15 protein-coding genes are annotated in these 19144 nt (G+C 73.2%); 11 read left to right on the forward strand and 4 right to left on the reverse strand.

Annotated elements, in window-relative coordinates:
* From J2S43_RS12895 to J2S43_RS12920, 6 genes are read left to right on the forward strand one after another with little or no spacing between them, the layout of a single operon-like run.
* Positions 1 to 1083, forward strand: a complete 1083-nt coding sequence (locus tag J2S43_RS12895) for a glycosyltransferase family 4 protein (RefSeq protein WP_306829195.1) — start codon at positions 1 to 3, stop codon at positions 1081 to 1083.
* The gene (locus J2S43_RS12900) at positions 1080 to 3650 is read left to right on the forward strand and encodes a hypothetical protein (RefSeq protein WP_306829196.1); all 2571 of its coding nucleotides are present in this window, start codon (positions 1080 to 1082) and stop codon (positions 3648 to 3650) included. Before J2S43_RS12895 ends, J2S43_RS12900 begins: the two co-directional genes overlap by 4 nt.
* The gene (locus J2S43_RS12905) at positions 3647 to 6709 is read left to right on the forward strand and encodes a glycosyltransferase (RefSeq protein ID WP_306829198.1); all 3063 of its coding nucleotides are present in this window, start codon (positions 3647 to 3649) and stop codon (positions 6707 to 6709) included. Before J2S43_RS12900 ends, J2S43_RS12905 begins: the two co-directional genes overlap by 4 nt.
* Entirely contained in the window at positions 6706 to 7521 is an 816-nt protein-coding gene (locus J2S43_RS12910; RefSeq protein WP_306829200.1) for a PIG-L deacetylase family protein, read from the forward strand. The genes J2S43_RS12905 and J2S43_RS12910 overlap by 4 nt, the downstream gene beginning before the upstream one ends.
* 59 nt (positions 7522 to 7580) lie before the next feature.
* Positions 7581 to 8480, forward strand: coding sequence for an NADP-dependent oxidoreductase (locus J2S43_RS12915; RefSeq protein WP_306829202.1), 900 nt, complete (start codon positions 7581 to 7583; stop codon positions 8478 to 8480).
* Entirely contained in the window at positions 8477 to 9505 is a 1029-nt protein-coding gene (locus tag J2S43_RS12920) for an LLM class flavin-dependent oxidoreductase (RefSeq protein ID WP_306829204.1), read from the forward strand. The genes J2S43_RS12915 and J2S43_RS12920 overlap by 4 nt, the downstream gene beginning before the upstream one ends.
* A gap of 115 nt (positions 9506 to 9620) precedes the next feature.
* Here J2S43_RS12920 and J2S43_RS12925 read toward each other — a convergent pair whose 3' ends face one another.
* Positions 9621 to 10589, reverse strand: a complete 969-nt coding sequence (locus J2S43_RS12925) for an AraC family transcriptional regulator (protein WP_306829205.1) — start codon at positions 10587 to 10589, stop codon at positions 9621 to 9623.
* 228 nt (positions 10590 to 10817) lie between these two features.
* On the opposite strand from J2S43_RS12925, the gene J2S43_RS12930 reads away from it, so the two are divergent.
* From J2S43_RS12930 to J2S43_RS12945, 4 genes are all read left to right on the forward strand, one after another.
* Positions 10818 to 11267, forward strand: coding sequence for a nuclear transport factor 2 family protein (locus J2S43_RS12930; RefSeq protein ID WP_306829206.1), 450 nt, complete (start codon positions 10818 to 10820; stop codon positions 11265 to 11267).
* 228 nt (positions 11268 to 11495) lie between these two features.
* Entirely contained in the window at positions 11496 to 11936 is a 441-nt protein-coding gene (locus tag J2S43_RS12935; protein ID WP_306829207.1) for a nuclear transport factor 2 family protein, read from the forward strand.
* Between the two features lie 7 nt (positions 11937 to 11943).
* Positions 11944 to 12135, forward strand: coding sequence for a hypothetical protein (locus tag J2S43_RS12940; protein WP_306829208.1), 192 nt, complete (start codon positions 11944 to 11946; stop codon positions 12133 to 12135).
* A gap of 51 nt (positions 12136 to 12186) precedes the next feature.
* Positions 12187 to 13398, forward strand: a complete 1212-nt coding sequence (locus tag J2S43_RS12945; protein ID WP_306829210.1) for a PP2C family protein-serine/threonine phosphatase — start codon at positions 12187 to 12189, stop codon at positions 13396 to 13398.
* Positions 13399 to 14063: 665 nt separating this feature from the next.
* Here the strand turns inward: J2S43_RS12945 and J2S43_RS12950 are convergent.
* Positions 14064 to 14333 (reverse strand): DUF2277 domain-containing protein, encoded by a 270-nt coding sequence (locus J2S43_RS12950; RefSeq protein WP_306829211.1) that lies wholly within the window; start codon positions 14331 to 14333, stop codon positions 14064 to 14066.
* A 68-nt stretch (positions 14334 to 14401) separates the two neighbouring features.
* Entirely contained in the window at positions 14402 to 15523 is a 1122-nt protein-coding gene (locus J2S43_RS12955) for an FAD-dependent oxidoreductase (protein ID WP_306829212.1), read from the reverse strand.
* Positions 15524 to 15765: 242 nt separating this feature from the next.
* Here J2S43_RS12955 and J2S43_RS12960 point away from each other — a divergent pair, with 242 nt between their 5' ends.
* Positions 15766 to 18285, forward strand: a complete 2520-nt coding sequence (locus J2S43_RS12960; RefSeq protein ID WP_306829214.1) for an HAD-IC family P-type ATPase — start codon at positions 15766 to 15768, stop codon at positions 18283 to 18285.
* A gap of 63 nt (positions 18286 to 18348) precedes the next feature.
* On the opposite strand, the gene J2S43_RS12965 is transcribed toward J2S43_RS12960, so the two are convergent.
* Complete coding sequence (locus J2S43_RS12965; protein ID WP_306829215.1) at positions 18349 to 19116, reverse strand: hypothetical protein; 768 nt, start codon at positions 19114 to 19116, stop codon at positions 18349 to 18351.
* Positions 19117 to 19144: the final 28 nt, after the last annotated feature.

Below are 19144 nucleotides of genomic sequence, written 5' to 3' on the forward strand. Positions count from 1 at the left end.
GTGGAGATCGTGCACGTCGCCGGCCACTACCCACCCCACCTCGGCGGCGAGGAACTGGTCGCGCAGCGGCTCGCCGAGTTGCAGTCCGACCGGCACCGGGTCACCGTCTACACGTCCCGGACCGGCGACGCGCCACCGGAGGAACGGCACGGGAACCTGCGCGTGGTCCGGGACCGCGCGCTGCCGGTCGGGAACACGCCGGTCATCCCCACGCTGCCCGGCCGGCTGCGGCGGCACACGCCGGTCCCGGACGTGCTGCACGTGCACGGCGGCCTGGCCGTGCTGCCGGAGATGGTGCGCTACGCGGCCCGCCGCCGGCGCATCCCGTACGTGGTGCACGTCCACCTCATGGTGCGCCCGTCCTCGGCGGCCGGGCAGGTGCTGCTCGGGCCGTACCTGCGGCAGTTCTACGCCCGGTTCCTGCGCGCGGCGGACGCGGTCATCTGCCTGACCGGCGCGATGCGCGCGGAGCTGGCCGACGCGTTCGGCGTGGACGACAACCGGGTCGCGGTGGTACGCAACGGGGTCGACCGGGACCGGTTCGCTCCCGGCCCGTTCGCCGGCCGGTCGGAGCGGACGCTGCTGTTCGCCGGCCGGCTCACCGCGCAGAAGGACCCGCTCGCCGCGGTCGAGGCGATGCGGTTCATGCCGCCGGACGTGTCGCTGCGCATCGCCGGCGACGGGCCGCTGCGCGACGCGGTCGTCCGCCGGGTGGCCGAGCTGGGCCTGCGCACGGTCACGCTGCTCGGCCGGCTGGATGCGCCCGCGCTCGCCGAGGAGTACCGGCGGGCCACCGTCGTACTCATGCCGTCCACCCACGAGGGGCTGCCGCTGGTGCTGCTGGAGGCGATGAGCACCGGTGCGCCGGTCGTGTGCACCGCGCTGCCGGAGCTGGTCGAGGCCGGCGGCGACGCGGTCCTCGCGGTCCGCCGCCCCGCTTTCGGCGCCGCGATCCGCGCGCTGCTCGACGATCCCGGCCGGCGGGCCGTGCTGTCCCATGCGGCCGCCCGCCGGGCCGCGGACTTCACCTGGGCCGCCACCACCGAGGCGGTCGAACGCGTCTATCGGCGGGTACGCGGATGACGCTCACGCTGCACCGGCCGGTCGCGGCGCCGCCCCGGCGCACCGTCCGGGCCGCGCCGGTCGCGGTCATGCTCGCGCTGGCCGCGCTGCACGCGCTGGTGCTGGCGGACGCGCCGGCCGTGCTGCGCACCGCGATCGGGCTGCCGCTGGTCATGCTGTTGCCCGGCGCGCTGTTGCTGCGTGCGATCGGCGTCCGCCGGCACGGCCCGGAACTGATCTTCCACGCGGTCGTGGCGTCGCTGGCCGTGCTGCTGGCGACCGCGACCGGGCTGGCGCTCGCGGGCCGGCTGAGCCCGCGCGACTGCCTGATCGGATTGGACCTCACCCTGGTGGTGCTGGCCGTGGCGGCTGCGGTGCGCGGCCGCCATCACGCCCGTGCCGGCGAGGACGGCCGGGTGCCGGTGGGCCGGATCCCGGCCCCGGCCGTCCTCGTCAACACGGCCACGGTGTTTGCCGGCGCCGTGGCCGTGCCGCTCGCCGTGCTCGGCGCGGCGAGGCTCAACGCCGGTGGCGGCCCGCTGCTGTCGCTCGTCGCGCTCACGGCCGTGCTGGCCGCCGTGGCCGGGGCGGCGTACGCGGCGGGCCGGCACCGGCCCGGCGTCGCGGCGGGCGCGCTCTACCTGGCCGGGCTGGCGGTGCTGCTCGCCACGTCGCTGCGCGGGACCGGGGTGACCGGCCACGACATCAAGATCGAGTACCACGTGCTGGTGGACGTGCTGGACGCCGGACGCTGGCGGCCGGGCGGGGTCTACCCCGGATACAACTCGTGCCTCAGCCTGACGACGCTGCCCGCGTTCCTCGCCCGGCTGCTCGGGCTGGCGCCGCTGGACGTGTACCGGGTCGCCTACCAGGTGGTCTTCGCGCTCGCCCCGGTCGGCGCGTTCCTGCTGGCCCGGCGCCTGCTGCCACCGGTCGCCGCGGTGCTCGCGGCCGGGCTGTTCATCGCGTTCCCGACGTTCGTCAACGACATGCCGATGCTCAACCGGCAGGAGCTGGCGCTGCTGTTCTTCCTGGTGCTGCTGCTCGGCCTCGTCGACGTGCGTGGTCCCCGCGGGCCCCGGATCGCGCTGGTGCTGATCGCGGCCGCGGGCCTGACCGTCTCGCACTACTCCAGCACCGCGGTCGCGGTCGCGCTGCTCGCGGTCGCGGCGCTGCTGCGTCTGGCCCGGCGGCGGGTGCCGTCCATGGTGGACGGAACGCGGCGGCCGCCCGCGCTGGCATGGCCGGCCGGGCTGCTGGCCGCGATGCTGGTCGGCTGGGCGGTCTGCACCGGCAGCGCGACCGCGTTCGCGACCGGGCTGGCGGAGACCGGGCGGGCGATCGGCGCCCGTGCGGCCGTGCTCTCCGACTCCACCCGGTACCTGCGGCCGGGTGAGGACGCGCCGGACGACCGGGCGGCGCTGACGTCCTACGTGGACGGTCTGGGGGCGGAGCGGTCGCTGTCGGCACTGCCGTCCTGCCCGCCCGCGGTGCTGCCGGCCGACGAGCTGCCGCCGACCGCGCTGGGCGACGCGATCCGCGCGCCCGGCACCGCGAACACGCTGCTGCGGCAGGCGGCCATGCTGCTGTTCCTCGGCGGCGCCGTGGCCGGCTGCGCCGTGCTGTGGTGGCGATCGCGTCGCGCCGGACTCACACCCGGCCTCGCGGGCCGAGCCAGGTCCGGCTCTGACCACGCGGATGGCGCTGGTCTCGGCCCTGGCCGGGTGGATCGCGCTGGATTCGCTGCCGACGGCGCGGGTAGCGGCGGGCTCACCGCGAGCGGTGCCGGGGCACGGCCGGTCGCGGCCCGCGTGGAGGGCGCCGGGTCGTTGGCGGGCCGTGTGGAGGGCGCCGGGTCGTTGGCGGGCGGCGCGGACCCGGGCGGGATACCGACGCACCGGGCCGGGCGCTTCGCCGGCCGGAGACGTTACGCACGGCCTCTCTGGAGCGGGGCGCGTCGCTCCACGCGGCCTGCCGTCCGGATCTTCGCCGAGTTGGGCACGGCCGCGCTGGTGCTGCTCGGCATCGCCGTGATCGCACCGCAGATCACCGACTCCTACGGGCTGCTGCGCCTCTACCAGCAGATGCTGCCGCTGCTCGGCCCGGCCGTACTGCTGGCGCTGTGGGCGTGGCCGCGCCGGGCGACGGCCACGCCGGGCCTGGCGACGACCGCACTGGTCGTCGTGGTGCTCGCCTCGACCAGCGGCCTGGTCCCGCGCCTGACCGGCGGCTACCCGCCGCAGCTCAACCTTGCGGACGCCGGACCCTACTACCACGCGTGGTACGCCACGGACGCGCACGCCCGCGACGCCGCCGCCGTGGAGCGCGCGCTCCCGCCCGGCGCACCACTGCTCGCCGACAGCTGGGTGTCCGCGCTGCTGCGCACCTACACCGAGCTGGAACCGGTCGAGGGCATCGCGCCCGGCGTGCTCTGGGCCGACGCCTTCGTCGTGGTCCGCGCGGACGGCGTCGCCACCGCGGTGATCGGCGAGCGGGTGGTGCGCTACACCCATCCGCCGGGCTGCCTGACCGCCGGGCGCACGCTGGTCGCCACCGCGGGCAGCCTTCAGGTGTGGAGCCGCGCATGACCGAGGTCCGCGTCCTGCACGTGATCAACCTGGGCACCACGTGCGGCGGCGCCGAACGTCTCGCCGCCGCGCTCGCCGCCGTGCAGCGCGCGCAGGGCCACCAGGTGCGGGTGCTGTCCAGCGACCGGGACGGCGACGGGGTCCGGTTCAGTGACGTCACCTGGCCGCAGCGGACCGGCGGGCCCTGGTGGCGCCGCCTCGCCGGGCTGATCCGTAACCCGGCCGCGTCCGCCGCGCTCGTCGCCGAGATCCGGCAGTGGCGGCCGGACGTGGTGCACCTGCACACGGTCGGACTGCTCTCGCCGAGCGCTCTGCGGGCACTGGCCGGCGTGCCGACCGTGCACACGTTGCACGGGCCGGAACTGTTCCTGCGCCGCACCGCCCGGTACTGCATGCCGGCCTCGTACCAGCGGCCCGGTTTTCCGGCCCGGCTCACCTGGCGCGGCCGGCTCTGGCTGCTGCTGACCGCGGTGCTGCTCGGCCCGCTCTGGCGCCGCGCGCTGCGCGTGGTCGACCTGCGGATCGCCCCGAGCCGCTACATCGCGGCGCTGGCCGGCGGCACCACCGTGATCGTGCCGAACGGCCTCACCACCGCGCCACAGATCCCGGCGCCGGCCGGCCCGGCCGCCGCACCGATCGGTGCCACCGCTTCGCCACCGGCCAGCCGCCGCCCCGCACCGACAGGCCCGGCCCAGGACGCGCCCACCGGCTCGACGCGGGATGCGCTCACGGGCTCGACGCGGGATGCGCTCACCGGCTCAACACGGGATGCGCTCACGGGCTCAACGCGGGATGCGCTCACGGGCTCAACGCGGGATGCGCGCACCGGCTCAACGCGGGATGCGCTCACGGGCTCAACGCGGGATGCGCGCACCGGCTCAACGCGGGATGCGCGCACCGGCTCAACACGGGATGCGCCCACGGGCTCGACACGGGACGCGCCCACCAGCTCAACACCGGATGCGCGCACCGGCTCGGCGCGGGATGCGCTCACGGGCTCGGTGCGGGACGCGCGCACCGGCTCGGCGCAGGGCGCGCCGACGAGCACGGCTCCGGGCCCGCGATCGGAGCCGGGCGTGTGCGTGGTGTTCGCGGGCCGGCTCGTACCCTCGAAGGGTCCTCAGGTCTTGATCGAGGCGGTGCCGCGGCTGCTGGAGATCGTGCCGGGGGCGCGCGTCACCGTCTGCGGCGACGGGCCGCTGCTGCCGCTGCTGCGCCGCCGGATCGAGGAGCTGGGCATCGGCCACGCGGTCGAGCTGACCGGCTGGCTGGACCCCGCGCAGGTCGCCGCGCGGATCGCCGCCGCGGACGTGGTCGTGGTCCCGTCCGTCTGGCCCGAGGGGTTCGGCCTGACCTGCCTGGAGGCGCTCGCCGCCGGCCGTGCCGTGGTCGCGTCCGACGTCGGCGCGCTCGGTGAGTTGATCACGCCGGGCCGTACCGGCCTGCTGGTCCCGCCCGGCGACCCGGACGCGCTCGCCGGCGCGGCCGGCCTGCTGCTCGGCAACGCGCCGCTGCGCGAGCGGCTCGGAGGGGCAGGGCAGGCGCGTAGCCGCGACTTCGACATGGACACCCACCACGCCGCGGTCCTCACCGCCTACACGGCCGCGATGACACACCCCCGCGGAACCGCGCGGCTGCGCCGGGCCGCCCAACCCGCAGAGGCCGGCCCGCCACGGGAACCCGCCCGGCACCGCATCGCCGCCCGGCTGCGGGAGGACAGCCTGCTGCGGAACTCCGCGATGCTGCTCGCCGCCACCGTCGCGCTGGCCGGCGGCGGGTTCGTGTTCTGGCAGGTGGTGGCGCGGCTGTTCGCGCCGGCCGCGGTCGGCGAGGCGAGCGCGCTGATCTCCGTCTCCACGCTGCTGGCCAACGTCGCGCTGCTCGGCATGAACAACTCGCTGATCCGCTACCTGGACCGGTGGCCGGACCCGGCCCGCACGGTCAACACCGGCGTGCTCCTGGTCGCGGCCGCCGCGACCGTGGGCGCGACCGGGTTCGTGCTGGCCGCGCCGCTGCTGCTGCCCGGCGTCGCGGCCCACCTGACCCCGGCCCGGTCGGCCGCGTTCGTGGCGCTGACCGTGGCGGCCGCGCTCGGCATGCTCTACGACAACGTGTTCGTCGCGTTGCGGCGCAGCGGCCACATCCTGTCCCGGAACGTGCTGGTCGTGGCGTTGCGGCTGGTCCTGCCGGGGCTGCTGGCCGGGCTGGGCGCGTTCGGCGTGTTCGGCGCGTACTGGCTGGCGTTCGCGGTCGCGCTGGTGCCGAACCTGGTGGTGCTCGGCCGCACGTTCCGGCTGCACGCGCCCGGCAGCATCGCGCGGCTGCGCGACATGTGGCGGTACTCGATCGGCACGCACCTGTCATCGATCATCCTGATGCTGCCCACGCTGCTGATGCCCGCGCTGGTCACCGCGCGCGCCGGACCGGAGGCCGCCGCACGGTTCTACATCGCGGCGCTGGTCGCGAGCGTGCTGCTGTTCGTGCCGCAGGCGGTCGGCCGGGGGCTGTTCGCGGAGGCGCAGGCGGACGGCGGGCGGGCCGGTGGCCACCTGCCCCGCGTGCTGCGGCTGACCGCGATGACACAGCTGCCGCTGCTGGTGCTGCTGATCGTGGCCGGCTGGCCGCTGCTGCGCGTGTTCGGAGCGGTGTACGCGGACGCGTACCCGCTGCTGGTCCTGCTCGCGATCGCGAACGCGCTGAACTCGGTCGGCTACGTGGGCTCCACGCTGCTGCTGGTCTCCGGCCGGATCCGGCTGCTGTGCCTGCTCTCCGGCGCGGCCTACGGCATCGCCGTGGTCGGCGGCTGGCTGGTCGCCCCGCTCGGCCTGCTGTGGATCGGCGGCGCGCTGCTGGCCGGCGAGATCGTGCTCGCGATCGGCTACGCCTGGGTGATCAGCACGGCGATCCGGGCCGGCCGGAAGGAAATCGCGCCTGAGGCCGGCCGGGAGGGAATCGCGTCCGGGGACGGCCGGGAGCAAATCGCGTCCGGGGACGGCCGGGAGCAAGGCGCGTCCGGGGCCGGCCGGGAGCGGATCGCGTCCGGGGACGGCCGGCCATGAGCCGGGAACCGGCACACCCGGCGATCGGCGACCGTTTCGGATCTTCGGTCGTGGGCGTCGCCACCCGTGTGGTGCGGGCCGCCGGCACGCGCTGGCGGCGGCGGGTCGCCGCGCGTGCGACCGACGCCACCGACACGCTCACCCGGCACCCCCTGATGGTGCTGGCCCCGCACCCGGACGACGAGACGTTCGGCTGCGGCGCGCTGATCGCCCGCGCCCGCGCGAACGGCACCCCGGTCACCGTGGTGGTGGCCACGGACGGCGCGCGCAGCACCACGTCGGCCCGGCTCAGCGCCGCCGGCCTGGCCCGGCTACGCGCCGGTGAGCTGCACGCGGCCTGCGCGGAGCTGGGCGTCACCGACGTGGTCCAGCTCGGCTTCCCGGACGGTGCGCTGACCGCGAACCACGACGCGCTCACGGCCCGGCTCCGCGCGCTCGTCGAGGACCGCCGCCCCGGCCACGTGCTGCTGCCGTGCCGCGAGGACGCGCACCCCGACCACCGCGCGCTGCACCACGCGGGGCTGGCGGCCGGGCCGGCGCGCGCGCTCGCGTACCCCGTCTGGGCATGGTTCGAAGGTCCGGTCTTTCCCGCCGCGGCGGCGGGCGAGCGGGCCCGGCTGTGGGCGTGGGCGGCATCCCGGTCCGGCTGGCTGCGCGTGACGTGCGGCCCGTTCCTGGACGCGAAACGGCAGGCGATCGCCGCGTATGCGAGCCAGACCACGAACCTGACCGGCGAACCCGGCTGGAGCCACCTCGACCCCCGGTTCGTGGCCGCGTTCCTCGGCCCGCACGAGCTGTTCCGCGCCCCTTGACCTCACGCGCGGTTGAGGTTCGAGACTGAGCCCGTCGACGGGCGAGGGCGGGGGACATCATGAAGGCGGCGCTGTACCGGCGGACCGGCGGGCCCGAGGTGCTGGAGTGGGACGACATCGAGACACCGCGGGCCGGGCCGGGGGAGGTGCGCGTGCGGGTGCGCGCGGCCGGCGTCCAGCCGATCGACTGCGCGGTCCGCTCCGGGTTCACCCCGGCGTGGCTGAAACCGGACCTGCCCGGAATCCCCGGCAACGAGTTCGCCGGCGTCGTCGACCAGGCCGGAGCAGGCTTCGAGGAGGGCGACGAGGTGCTCGGCTTCGGCTTCATGCGCGCGGCCGCGGAGTACGTCGTGGTCCCCGCCGCCCAGCTGACCCGGAAACCGGCCGCGATGCCGTGGGAGGTCGCCGGCGGTTTCAGCGGCGCCGCCCAGACCGCCCACATCGCACACGAGCTGCTGCACCCGGCGTCCGGCGAGACGATGCTGGTGCACGGCGCGGCCGGAGCCGTCGGCGGAGTCGCCGTCCAGTTAGCCTCAAGATCAAAGACCCGCGTCGTGGGTACGGCGAGCGCCGCCAACCGGGAATATCTGCGCTCGCTCGGCGTGGAACCGGTCGTCTACGGCCCCGGCCTGGCCGACCGCCTCCGCCCGCTGCTCCCTTCCGGTGCCGACGTGGTGCTGGACGGCGCCGGTGGCGAGGCCCTCGACGTGTCCCTGGAGCTGTGCGCCGACCGCACCCGCATCCTCACGCTGGCCGACCACGGCCGCGCCGCCGAGCTGGGCGTCCGCACCACGCGGAACCTGCGCTCCGCCGGCCGGCTCGCCGAGCTGGCCGCGCTCTACGCCGCCGGCGAGCTGCGCTTCCCGATCCGCCGCACCTACCCGATGTCCGAGGCCGCGGCCGCGCACCGCGAGGTCGAGACCGGCCACGGCCGCGGCAAGGTCGTCCTGGTCGCATGAGGATCGGCGTCATCCTGCCCTCGGTCGAGGTCCAGCGCCGCGACGATCTGGACCTGGCCACGGCGGCCCGGCACGCGGAGGACGCCGGCCTGGACAGCGTCTGGCACGGCGACCACCTCGCGACCGGGACACCGACGGTGGAGTGCACGATCGCGCTCGCGGTCGCCGCGACCGCGACCTGCCGGATCAGCATCGGGGCGAGCGTGTTCGTACCGGCGATCCGCCCGCTGGCCTGGGCCGCGAAGGCGATCGCGAGCCTTCAGCTGATCTCCGGCGACCGCCTGCTGCTCGGCATCGGCTCCGGCGGCGGCCCAGCCCAGTGGGCCGCCGCCGGCATCCCCTTCCCCGACCGCGGCCCGCGCACCGACACCGCCCTGCGTCTGCTGCCCGCCCTGCTCACCGGCGACCCGGTGACGCTGCCCGGCGGCGATCCAGTCACGCCGCCTGCCGGCGGCCCGGCGATGCCGCGGGCCTGTGGCCCGGCGATGCCGCCTGCCGGCGATCCAGCCATGCCGCGGGCCTGTGGCCCGGCGATGCCGCGGGCCGGCGATGCGGGGACGGCGCCGGGTGTGGCCGAGGTGACGCTCGCGCCTGGCGTGGCCGTGCCGCCGCTGTGGGTCGGCAACGCCTCGCCGGTCGCGATCGACCGCGCGGCCCGGCTCGGCGACGGCTGGTTCCCGTCGCTGATCACTCCAGCGGCGCTGGCCGCGGGCCGGGAACGGCTGGTCGCGGCGGCTTCGGCGTCCGGCCGGCCCGAACCGGCCATCACGATCGGCGCGGTCGCCGCGCTCGGTGGCGCACCGGGCACACCCACGCGGGACGACCTGGCCACCCGAATCGCCGCCGCCTACCGGCACATCGCCCGCGACGCCGCGGCCATCCCGCTCACCGGCACCCCGGCCGAGGCCGCCGAGCGCATCGCGGAGTACGCCGCGAACGGCGCCACCCACCTGGTCGCCGGCGTCTCCGGCCCGGACTGGCGCGCCCAGACCGACCTGCTCGCCGAGGTCCGCCGGCAGCTGTAGGAAGCCGGGGCCGGCGAAATGTGGTCACGATTCCGTGTGGCGCGGAGTACCACTACCTTCGCTGCTGTCCAGGGCAATTGTCCGTTCTGACGCATGCAGGGTTTCCTGTTCACCGTCAGGTCACGGTGAATGTCGTCGCGGCCTTGGTTGTGACGCCGTCTCGGTATCGTCGACGATAGGTGGCCGGGGGGACGCCTTGGTTACGGGCGAACGCGCGTGAGAAGGCGAACTCCGAGGTGTAGCCGACTTGAGCGGCGATGCTGCGGACCGGAGCGTCATCCGATCGAAGGCGTTGTGCGGCAAGCTGCATGCGCCAGCGAGTGAGGTACTCCAACGGTGGGACGCCGACGATATCGGTGAAGCGCCGCGCGAACCCGGATCGCGACATCGCGGCCTCAGTGGCCAAGCCGGCGACGGTCCATACCTGTTCAGGCCGTTCGTGCATGGCCCTGAGCACGGGCGCCAAGACGGGATCGCGCAGCGCCGACGCCCAGCCGGTCGCGTCCGAAGAACTGAGCCACGCGCGCAGCACTGAGAGCATCAACAGGTCGAGCAGGCTGCCGAGCATGGTGTCTCGGCCGGGTCGCGATCGAGTGATCTCATCAACGACGACCTGGGTGAGGGCCCGCGTGGAGGCCCCGCCTTCGCGGTGTTCGTGGTGGACGTCAGGATCCGTACCGACTGACGGACTCCCGCCGAGCGGAGGAGCCTGTGCCTCGTGGCGGCGTCCGCTCGTGGCCTGACTGCGCACGACGTATACATCAGGCAGGTCGGCCAACAGCGGGTGGCGCCACGTGTCCTCGATGTCGTAAGCGCCGCAGATCAGCGATGCGCCGCCGGAACCCGGGGGAACGCTCACCCGATGCGCGCTGCCGCGGGGGAAGAACGCAAGGTCCCCGGGCGCGAGGGTGAGGACGGGACCGCCACTCAGGTCGATCTGGGCCTGCCCTGCCACGGCGAGGCGGAACCCGGCGACATGAGCGGTGTCGGGCCAGTCTGCCGTCCCGTTGTCTTCGACGACCCACAGGGCGGTGTGCACACGACCGAGGCGAAGTGCGCCGACAACGTCATCCAGGAGGTCCACGCCCCCAGGATAATGGACGCACGGACAAAGATTGAGGATTCTTGACCATGGAGCGTCCGGCTCCGGCGGTGCAGAGTGGCTCATATCGCTCGGTGGGAGCACCCGATCTCCTGGCTCGGTTGCTTCTCGATCTCTTCGGTGAGATCGACGAGTGAGCGCGGGCGATCGGCGGTGCGAAGCGCCCCCGACCTGCTTCATCCGTAGAAGAGGAAAGGCAATGCCAAGACAATGACAAACGCCACCGAAGGACTGCCGGATGATGTCCGAATCGTTGCCCAGCGGACGTACAGAAGTCATCTCGAACTCCTCTCCAGCGGGCGTATCGATGAGTGGGTCGATCTGTTCGCCGAGGACGCGGTCTATGAACTCCCTTATGCTCTCGACGGTGAGCCCTCGCGGCTGACCGGGAAGGTGGAGTTGAAGAACTACATGTCCGACTTCCCGAAGACCTTCCGGATAGAGTTCGTCGATCTGCGATTCCACGAGACGGTCGATCCGTCGCTCGTGGTGGCCGAGGCCCGCGGTCAAAACATTCATCTCGCCTCCGGTCGTCCCTACAACCAGACGTACATCAACGTGGTTGAGACCAGGAACGGCAGGTTCACTCACTTCAAGGACTTCATGAATCCGCTCGTGCTGATGAAGGCGCTCGGCCTGGGGCCGGCAGTCGGGCGATGACACGGTCTCGATGTTGAATCGACAGAAGTCGGTCGCGCCTGCGGTTCCGTTGAGGCAACAGGCGGCGACATCGTCAACTGATCGACTTCTCTCGGCCCGGACCACCGACAGAACCCGGACCCACCGACCGAATCGCACGATTCGCGCGATGGGCTTGTAGTGCTACCGGGTGTTTTTTGGGAATTGCCATCAGAGTTCGGCTTGCACTTCAGTAGGGGAAGGCGACTTATGAGCGACAACAGTGACGGAAATGTCGAACTGGTAGAAAGATTCATCGCCGCTCTCGATGTTTCGGACACCGAGACGATGGATGGAATGATTCATGATGATTTCTACTTCGAGATGCCTTTCGCACCCGACCTTCTTCCGCGTCTGCATGTCGGTCGCGAGAAATCCATCGCCTTCTTCAAGTCGATGGATGCCTGGTGGGATAGGGCAAACTTCAAGGACCTGAAGGTGGATGTCATCGGCGGCGACGAGGGTCGCCTTGTTGCCACTTACAGATCAGAAACGGTTTATGCCTCGACCGGCACGCAATATCGGAATAGCTACATCTCGCTCTTTTCCGTGACCGACGGAAAGCTGTCGTACATGAAGGAACATTTCGATCCGATCGCGCCGATCGTCGCTCTCGGCGGCAGCGTCAATCCGCCGTCGATGCCGGGCTGATGGCACCGTGCGGTTCGCGACTCACATCCCGTCTCGGCTGAAGCGGCCGGTGCCGGCGCACGGGGTGGCTTCGGCGACTGACGGCAGCGCCTATGTGGGCAATCGCGACCTCGATCTGATCCGGACGGTCAATCCGCGTCCGCAGCCGCTGGAGGACCGGCTGACCGCGCGCCGCGCGGAGGTGACCGCCGCGCTCTGAGCGCCGTGCCGTTCCCCCGCGCCGCGGGGGAACGGCCGTAGGATCAGGCACGTGCCGGCGCCCGAGGATGTCGATGTGGAGCAGCGTCTGCGCCGCTTGCGGGCCCTGACCGACAGCGGACTGTCCCGGCTGCGCGGTACGGAGCTGACCGACGTGCTGCTTGAGCGTGTCCGCACCGTGCTCGGCGCCGACACCGCCGTGGTGCTGCTGCTCGACCCGCACGCGCGCCAGCTGGCCGTGACCGCGGCGAAGGGCCTGGAGGAGGAGGTCCGCCGGCGCATCCGGATCCCGCTCGGTGCCGGCTTCGCCGGGCGGATCGCATCGACCGGCGTGCCCGTGACGATCGCCGAGGTCACCGCGGCCGACGTCGCCAGCCCGATCCTGATCGACGCGGGCGTGCGGTCGCTGCTGGGCGTGCCGATGTTCGCCGACGGCGAGGTGGCCGGCGTGCTGCACGTCGGCACCCGCACGCCGCGTCGCTTCACCGCCGAGGACGTCGAGCTGCTCGAACTGTGCGCGGACCGGATCGGTACGGCCACCGTGGCCGTGTCCCGGGGTCTGGATCACACGGCCGCGCTCGCGTTGCAGCGCAGCCTGCTGCCGACCCGGCTGCCGGACGTGGCCGGCCTGGAACTGGCCGCGCGCTACGTGCCCGGTCACGACGCCGGTGTCGGCGGCGACTGGTACGACGTGTTTCCGCTGCCGGGCGACCGTCTCGGACTGGTGATCGGCGACGTCTCCGGCCACGGTCTGGCCGCGGCCGTCGTGATGGGACGGTTGCGCAGCGCGCTGCGCGCCTACGCGCTGACCTCCGCCGATCCGGCCGCGGTCCTCACCCACCTCGATCACAAGGTTCACCACTTCGAGGCCGGCAGCCTCACCACCGTCGCCTATGCCGTTATCAGCCCGGACCGCACCGAGGTCCGCCTCTCCCTGGCCGGCCACCTGCCGCCGGTCCTGGCCGTCCCCGGCTGCCCGGCCGCTCCGGTCGCGATCCCGGTCGACGCGCCGCTCGGCCTGCGCCCCAGCCACCCGGCACGCCGCACCACGCCGATCCCGTTGCCCCCGGGCGGCCTGCTCATCTGCTACACCGACGGCCTGGTCGAACGCCGCACCGAGATCATCGACGAGGGCATCCAGCGCCTGGCCGCGGCCATCCACCCCGGCTCGGCCGAGGAGACCTGCGCCAAGATCATGACCCTGCTCGGTCTGGAGCAGCCCGCGGACGACATCGCCATGCTCGCGGTGCACCGAAAACCATGAACAAGGAGGCTTATTCAGCGTCGCCCTCGTCAGGCGGCCCGGCCTGCGGCAACGCGGCGTTGGCGCGCCGCGCTGAATAAGCCTCAAGGAGGGTTATTCAGCACGCTACGCGCTGACAGCCCTGGCCTGCGGCGACGCGGCTTCGGCTCGCCCGCTGAACAAGCCTCAAGGAGTCTTGTTCAGCGCAGCGAACCGGCACCGCGTTGCCGCAGGCCGCGGTCTGACGAGGGCGGCGCTGAATAAGTCGCTTGGAAGCGGCCACGTGTCGCAAATCGTTGTTGAAAGCGCTGGATGACAACGATGTGCGACACGTGATCAACTCCCGGCCTCGGCCATACTGAGCCTTCGGCGTCAGAGTGAGCGGCGCTCCGCAGCGACGAACCCCTATATCGCGAAATTTCGGGCGCGCAGCGCCCGGACGGCCACCGCCGCTCGAACCTCGACTTCGACAGGTCGGTAATGGCGATATTTCGGGTGTGAAGCGTCGGCCGCCTTGCCGTCCCGGCCGGGTCTGGCCGGCCGGGTCTGGCCGGCCGGGTCTGGCCGGCCGGGTCTGGCCGGCCGGGTCTGGCCGGCCGGGTCTGGCCGGCCGGGTCTGGCCGGCCGGGTCTGGCCGGCCGGGTCGGACCGGCCGGGTCGGACCGGCCGGGTTTGGCCGGCCGGGGTCAGGAGGCGTAGCGGCGTTCCGCGCGGGCGCGGGCTTTCGCGGCCTCGACGTCGCGGTCCTTCGGCGGGGCGGCGGTGACCAGGCCGTCCAGGAGCGCCTGGGTGGCCGCCACGACCGCCGCCACCGCCGCGTCGAAGACCTCCTGGTTGGCCTGGGACGGCTTGGTGGTCCCGGCGATCTTCCGGACGTACTGCAGGGCCGCGGCGTGCACCTCGTCGGGGGTGGCGGGCGGTGCGAAGTTGTGCAACGGGTGGATGCTGCGGCACATGCGCGTTCCTCCTGAGACGTACGTCGCCGACCGGCAGCGTACCGCGCACGACGGGTGCTGCCGGCGCCCTACTTCGGGCGGGTCTTGCTGTAGTACAGACGGCTGACGATGTGCCGTTCGACCGCGTCGTAGACCCGCACGGAGTAGCGGAAGTAGCTGCCGGATTCGTGAAAGACCTGCAGGCCGTCGTGGAGCGGGCCGAGCACCGTTCCCTGCGCGTGCGACGGCGGGCGCCAGGCACGGGTGCTCCGGCCGCGCACCGACCGCAGGATGTTGCGGGCGACCAGCTGCGCGCCGAAGTTGCGGGCGGTGGCGCGCAGCGGGTCGGTGGCCGCCACGTCACCCACGGCCCAGATCCCGTCATGGCCGGGCACGCTCAGGTCGGGGCCGACCCGGACGAATCCGTCCGCGTCGAGTAGGCCGGACGGCAGCCACTCCGTGTTGGGGCGGACCCGGCCGGTCGCCCACAGAACGAGCGCGGCCTCGGCCGGTGGCTGGCCGGTGGTGAAGCGGACCGGTCCCGGGGACGGTGCCAGGTCGGGTGGCGTCTCCGCGCGGTGGTGCGGGTGCAGGTGCACGCCGAGCCTTTCGAGCTGGGGCCGTACCGTGTCCCAGACCCGGGGGTGGTGCCGGGTCAGGCCGCGGTCGCCGGGGAAGTAGACCGACACCGGCTTGCCCGGGAACGTCTCGGCGAGCTGAGCGGCGTAGCTCATCGCGGCCGGGCCGCCGCCCACGACGGCGATCGACTCGGCGGACGCGACCTGGGCGTGCCTCGCGTGCAGGGTCTCGTCGATGCCGGCCTGATCCTGCAGGTCCGGGCTGCGCCAGACGCCGTTGCGCACGCCGGTGGCGATCAGCAGCACGTCGTACGGTTCGCGGGTGGTGGCGCCGTCGGCCGTCTGCACGGTGACCTCCCGGGCGCCCTCGTCGAGGCCGGTGACCGTGCCGTGCACCTGCCGGACCCGGTCCATGGCCGGGAAGCGGGAGAACGCGATGTTGTACTGGTCCGCCCATCGTTCGGGGCGGGCCAGCTGCAGACCGACGTCCCGGCCGCTCAGCCACGCCGCCTTCGTGGTGATCCCCACCAGGTCGAGAAGGCGATGATGCCGGGCCAGTTTGATCGCGGCGATGAGCCCGGTGTCACCGAGCCCCGCGACGACGACCCTGACCCGTTCGGCTGTTCCCGGCACAGTTGACCTTCATTTCACCCGGCGCGTTCGCGCACGCTTCCGGGACCGCGTGTGCGATCCCGGCAGTAGGACGAGCGGGACGAGCCGTGGGTTCAGAACGCCTGCGTCACCGAGCGCAGGCTCATCGAGGCGGGCCTCGATCGGCGGAAATCGGAGCGGGTACGCGCGTTTCGCCGGGAGCGCGCCCGGATGCCCGGCATGATCGGTTGGGGGAGTGGCCGATCCGGAAGGCTGACGAGCGCATGAAGCTGCACACCGAGACGGCGGCGGGGGCCGAGGGGGCGACGGCCGTCCTGGCGGACGCGTTCGGCCTGACCGAGGCCGAGGCGGAGGCGCGGCGGCGCAGGGGTGAGGCCAACACGGCGGTACGCGGTGGGTCGCGCGGCTACGGCGAGATCCTGCGGACGAACGTGTTCTCGTTCTTCAACCTGGTGCTGTTCGTGATCGGCGCGACGCTGCTCGCGCTCGGACGCTACAGCGACGCCCTGATCAGCGTCGGGCTCGGCCTGATCAACGCGGTGATCAGCACGGTGCAGGAGGTCCGCGCCAAACGGAAGCTCGACCAGCTCCAGCTGCTGGAACGCACGACCGTCGTGGTCGTCCGGGACGGCGTGGAGCGGACGATCGGCCCGGACCGGGTGGTCCGCGGCGACATGCTGCGCGTGCGGTCCGGCGATCAGATCGTGGTGGACGGCCCGCTGCTGGCCGGTGGCCGGGTCGAGGCGGACGAGTCGCTGCTGACCGGCGAGGCCGATCCGGTGGTCAAGGAGCCCGGCGACGTGCTGCTCTCCGGCAGCCACTGCGTCGCCGGTGACGGCCACCAGCTCGCCCGGGACGTCGGCGCGCACAGCCACGCCGGGCGGCTGACCGCGCAGGCGCGCCGGACCAGCACGGACGTGACGCCGCTGCAGCGCCGGATCGAGTTCGTGGTGCGGCTGGTGATGCTGCTGACCACGCTGATGAGCGGCGCGATCATCGCGCAGGCCGCGCTGGAGGGCTTCACGCTGCTGCGCGTCGTGCAGATCACCGCGGTGCTGTCCGGTCTGATCCCGTACGGTCTGTTCTTCCTGATCGCGCTCGCCTACACGACCGGCGCGGTGCGCATCGCCCGGCGTGGCGCGCTGGTGCAGCAGGTCAACGCGGTCGAGTCGGTCAGCAACGTGGACGTGGTCTGCACCGACAAGACCGGCACGCTGACCACCGGCAACCTGACCCTGACCGAGGTGGTTCCGCTCAGCGGCGAGACGAGCGGAGAGAACGGAGACCGGGCCGCGGCCGCGCTCGGCGGGTTCGCCCGCAGCGTCACCGCACCGAACCTGACCAGCGCGGCGATCGCGGCCGCGCTGCCCGGCGAGGCGTGGACGGTCCGTGACGAGGTGCCGTTCACGTCGTCGCTGCGCTGGTCCGGACTACGCACCGACGGCGGGACCTGGGTGCTCGGCGCGCCCGCCGCGCTGCTGCCGGAGGTGCCGGAGGCGGTCGCCGACCGTACCCGCGAGGGGTTGCGTGTGTTGATCCTCGCGAGAGCGGCCGGTCTGCGGGACGTGGACGGGAGACCGCGGCTCACCGGCGTGGAACCGGTCGCGCTGGTCGCGCTCGCGGACGAGCTGCGCGGCGACGTGGTGGAGACGGTCGCGCGGTTCCGGGAGGACGGCGTGACGCTCAAGGTGCTCTCCGGTGACGATCCGCGCACGGTCGCGGCGATCGCGGCCCGCGCCGGGCTGGACGTGGGCGAGCCGGTGCGGGGCGCGGACCTCGACGACCTGGACGACGCGCGCCTGGACGACCTCGTCGACCGGACCACCGTGTTCGGCCGCGTCGCGCCGGAGCACAAGGAGCGGATCGTGCGGTCGCTGCGCCGGCAGGGCCGCTACGTCGCGATGATCGGCGACGGCGTGAACGACGCCCGCGCGCTCAAGCAGGCGCAGGTCGGCGTGGCCATGCGCAGCGGCAGCGCGGTGACCCGCGACGTGGCCGACATCGTGCTGACCGGCGACTCGTTCGCGGTGCTGCCGCCGGCGCGCGAGGAGGGCCGGCGGATCATCGGCGGGATCGGCATCTCGCTGTACGTGTTCCTGGCCCGGGTCGGCAGCCAGGGCCTGGTCATCCTCGCGGTGACCATGCTCGGGCTGGGCTTCCCGTACACGCCCACGCAGGTGGGCCTGACGCTGTTCACCGTGGGCATCCCGACCGCGTTCCTGACGTTCTGGGCCGCGCCGGCCCGGCCCGACCCGCACCTGCTGCGCAATCTCGGCCGGTTCGTGCTGCCGGCCGCGATCGTCACCGCCGGATTCGGCACCGCCATCTACACCGCGCTGTACCAGGGGATCAGCCGGGGTTTCAGCTCCGGGCGCACACCGGCCGAGGTGATCCACGAGTTCGAGCGCTACACCGGTCTGACGTACGGCACGGACACCGGCTTCGCGGTCGCGGCCGCCACGATCGGCGCGCAGACCGGCCTGTCCACGTTCTTCTGCTACGCGTCGTTCCTGCTGATCCTGTTCCTCGCGCCGCCCGCCCGATTCTTCGCGGCCTGGACCGCGCCGACCGGTGACCGGCGCCCCGCGATCCTGGTGGTGGCGCTGATGGTCGCGTTCAGCGCGGTGCTGCTGGTGCCGGCGCTGTGGTCGTACTTCGGCCTGACCGGCCCGGCCGGCCCGGTGTTCGAGGTGGTGCTGCTGTCGCTGGTGCCGTGGTTCGCCGCGCTCAGCCTCGCCTACCGCTACCGGGTCCTGGAACGGCTGCTCGGCCTCTCTCGGTGAGCGGGGCGTCCCGCGCGCCGGCAGAGCGGCATGCGGGACGCCCGATCATCGAGTCGTACCGGGCTACCGCGTGACCGGGGGCTCGTAGGACACGATCAGCCGCGCGTCACCCGTGGAGAACCTCTTCCACCGGTTGACCGTGTTCTCACCGGTGCCGTCCGCGGCCGCGGCGGAGAATCCGGCCGTGACGTCCGTGGCGCCGGCGGTCGCGGCGGTCTGGATCCATCCGAGGACGGGGCTGCCGGCGAAGTTCACGGTGGTGCGGGGCTGCGGACTGCCACACGCGCCGCTGCTGTTCGCGTTCGCCGAGACGGTGGCGAGCCGGTTCTGCAGCGGGGTCGCCCACGCGGTGCGGGGCGTGCCGGTCAGCGCGCCGGCCGACCACATGGTGGCCGGCGTGGGCGTGCACGACCAGGAGTGCTCCAGCAGCATCTGCACGTAGGCGTTCTGCACGGTCGCGCCGGCGAGCGCGCCGGCCGGGAACGTGAAGAACGAGCGGTAGATCAGCCCGTTCGATTCGTTGTACCCGACGGGTGCGGACGTCGAGGCATACGCCGAGTTGTCGCTCGACGCGTACGCCCAGCCCGACGATCCGGTGTACCAGTTGACGCTCGCCTCCAGGGTCAGCAGCCCGGACGGCTCCGCGTAGACCCGGCTGGATTCGGTGCGTTCGGACACGACCTCGACCCGCTGCCCGGTCGCTTCCGCTCGCGCGCTGGCAGCCTCGAGAGGCGACGCCGGAGACGCCGCGGCCGCCGGTGCCCCGGCGAGCAGCACGAGCGCGGCGGCGAGCGAGACGGCGCCGAGCGCGCGCAATGACGGTGAAGCCACGTGAACCCCCATGTCGGACGGGCAATTC

Origin of the sequence: Catenuloplanes nepalensis (assembly GCF_030811575.1) — a bacterium.
GTDB lineage: Bacteria > Actinomycetota > Actinomycetes > Mycobacteriales > Micromonosporaceae > Catenuloplanes > Catenuloplanes nepalensis.

Coding starts and splice junctions, on each gene's coding strand:
- J2S43_RS12935 (WP_306829207.1), top strand. CDS start 11,496: ATGAGCGACAACAGTGACGGAAATGTCGAACTGGTAGAAAGATTCATC.
- J2S43_RS12960 (WP_306829214.1), top strand. CDS start 15,766: ATGAAGCTGCACACCGAGACGGCGGCGGGGGCCGAGGGGGCGACGGCC.
- J2S43_RS12950 (WP_306829211.1), bottom strand. CDS start 14,333: ATGTGCCGCAGCATCCACCCGTTGCACAACTTCGCACCGCCCGCCACC.
- J2S43_RS12920 (WP_306829204.1), top strand. CDS start 8,477: ATGAGGATCGGCGTCATCCTGCCCTCGGTCGAGGTCCAGCGCCGCGAC.
- J2S43_RS12910 (WP_306829200.1), top strand. CDS start 6,706: ATGAGCCGGGAACCGGCACACCCGGCGATCGGCGACCGTTTCGGATCT.
- J2S43_RS12915 (WP_306829202.1), top strand. CDS start 7,581: ATGAAGGCGGCGCTGTACCGGCGGACCGGCGGGCCCGAGGTGCTGGAG.
- J2S43_RS12900 (WP_306829196.1), top strand. CDS start 1,080: ATGACGCTCACGCTGCACCGGCCGGTCGCGGCGCCGCCCCGGCGCACC.
- J2S43_RS12905 (WP_306829198.1), top strand. CDS start 3,647: ATGACCGAGGTCCGCGTCCTGCACGTGATCAACCTGGGCACCACGTGC.
- J2S43_RS12930 (WP_306829206.1), top strand. CDS start 10,818: ATGACAAACGCCACCGAAGGACTGCCGGATGATGTCCGAATCGTTGCC.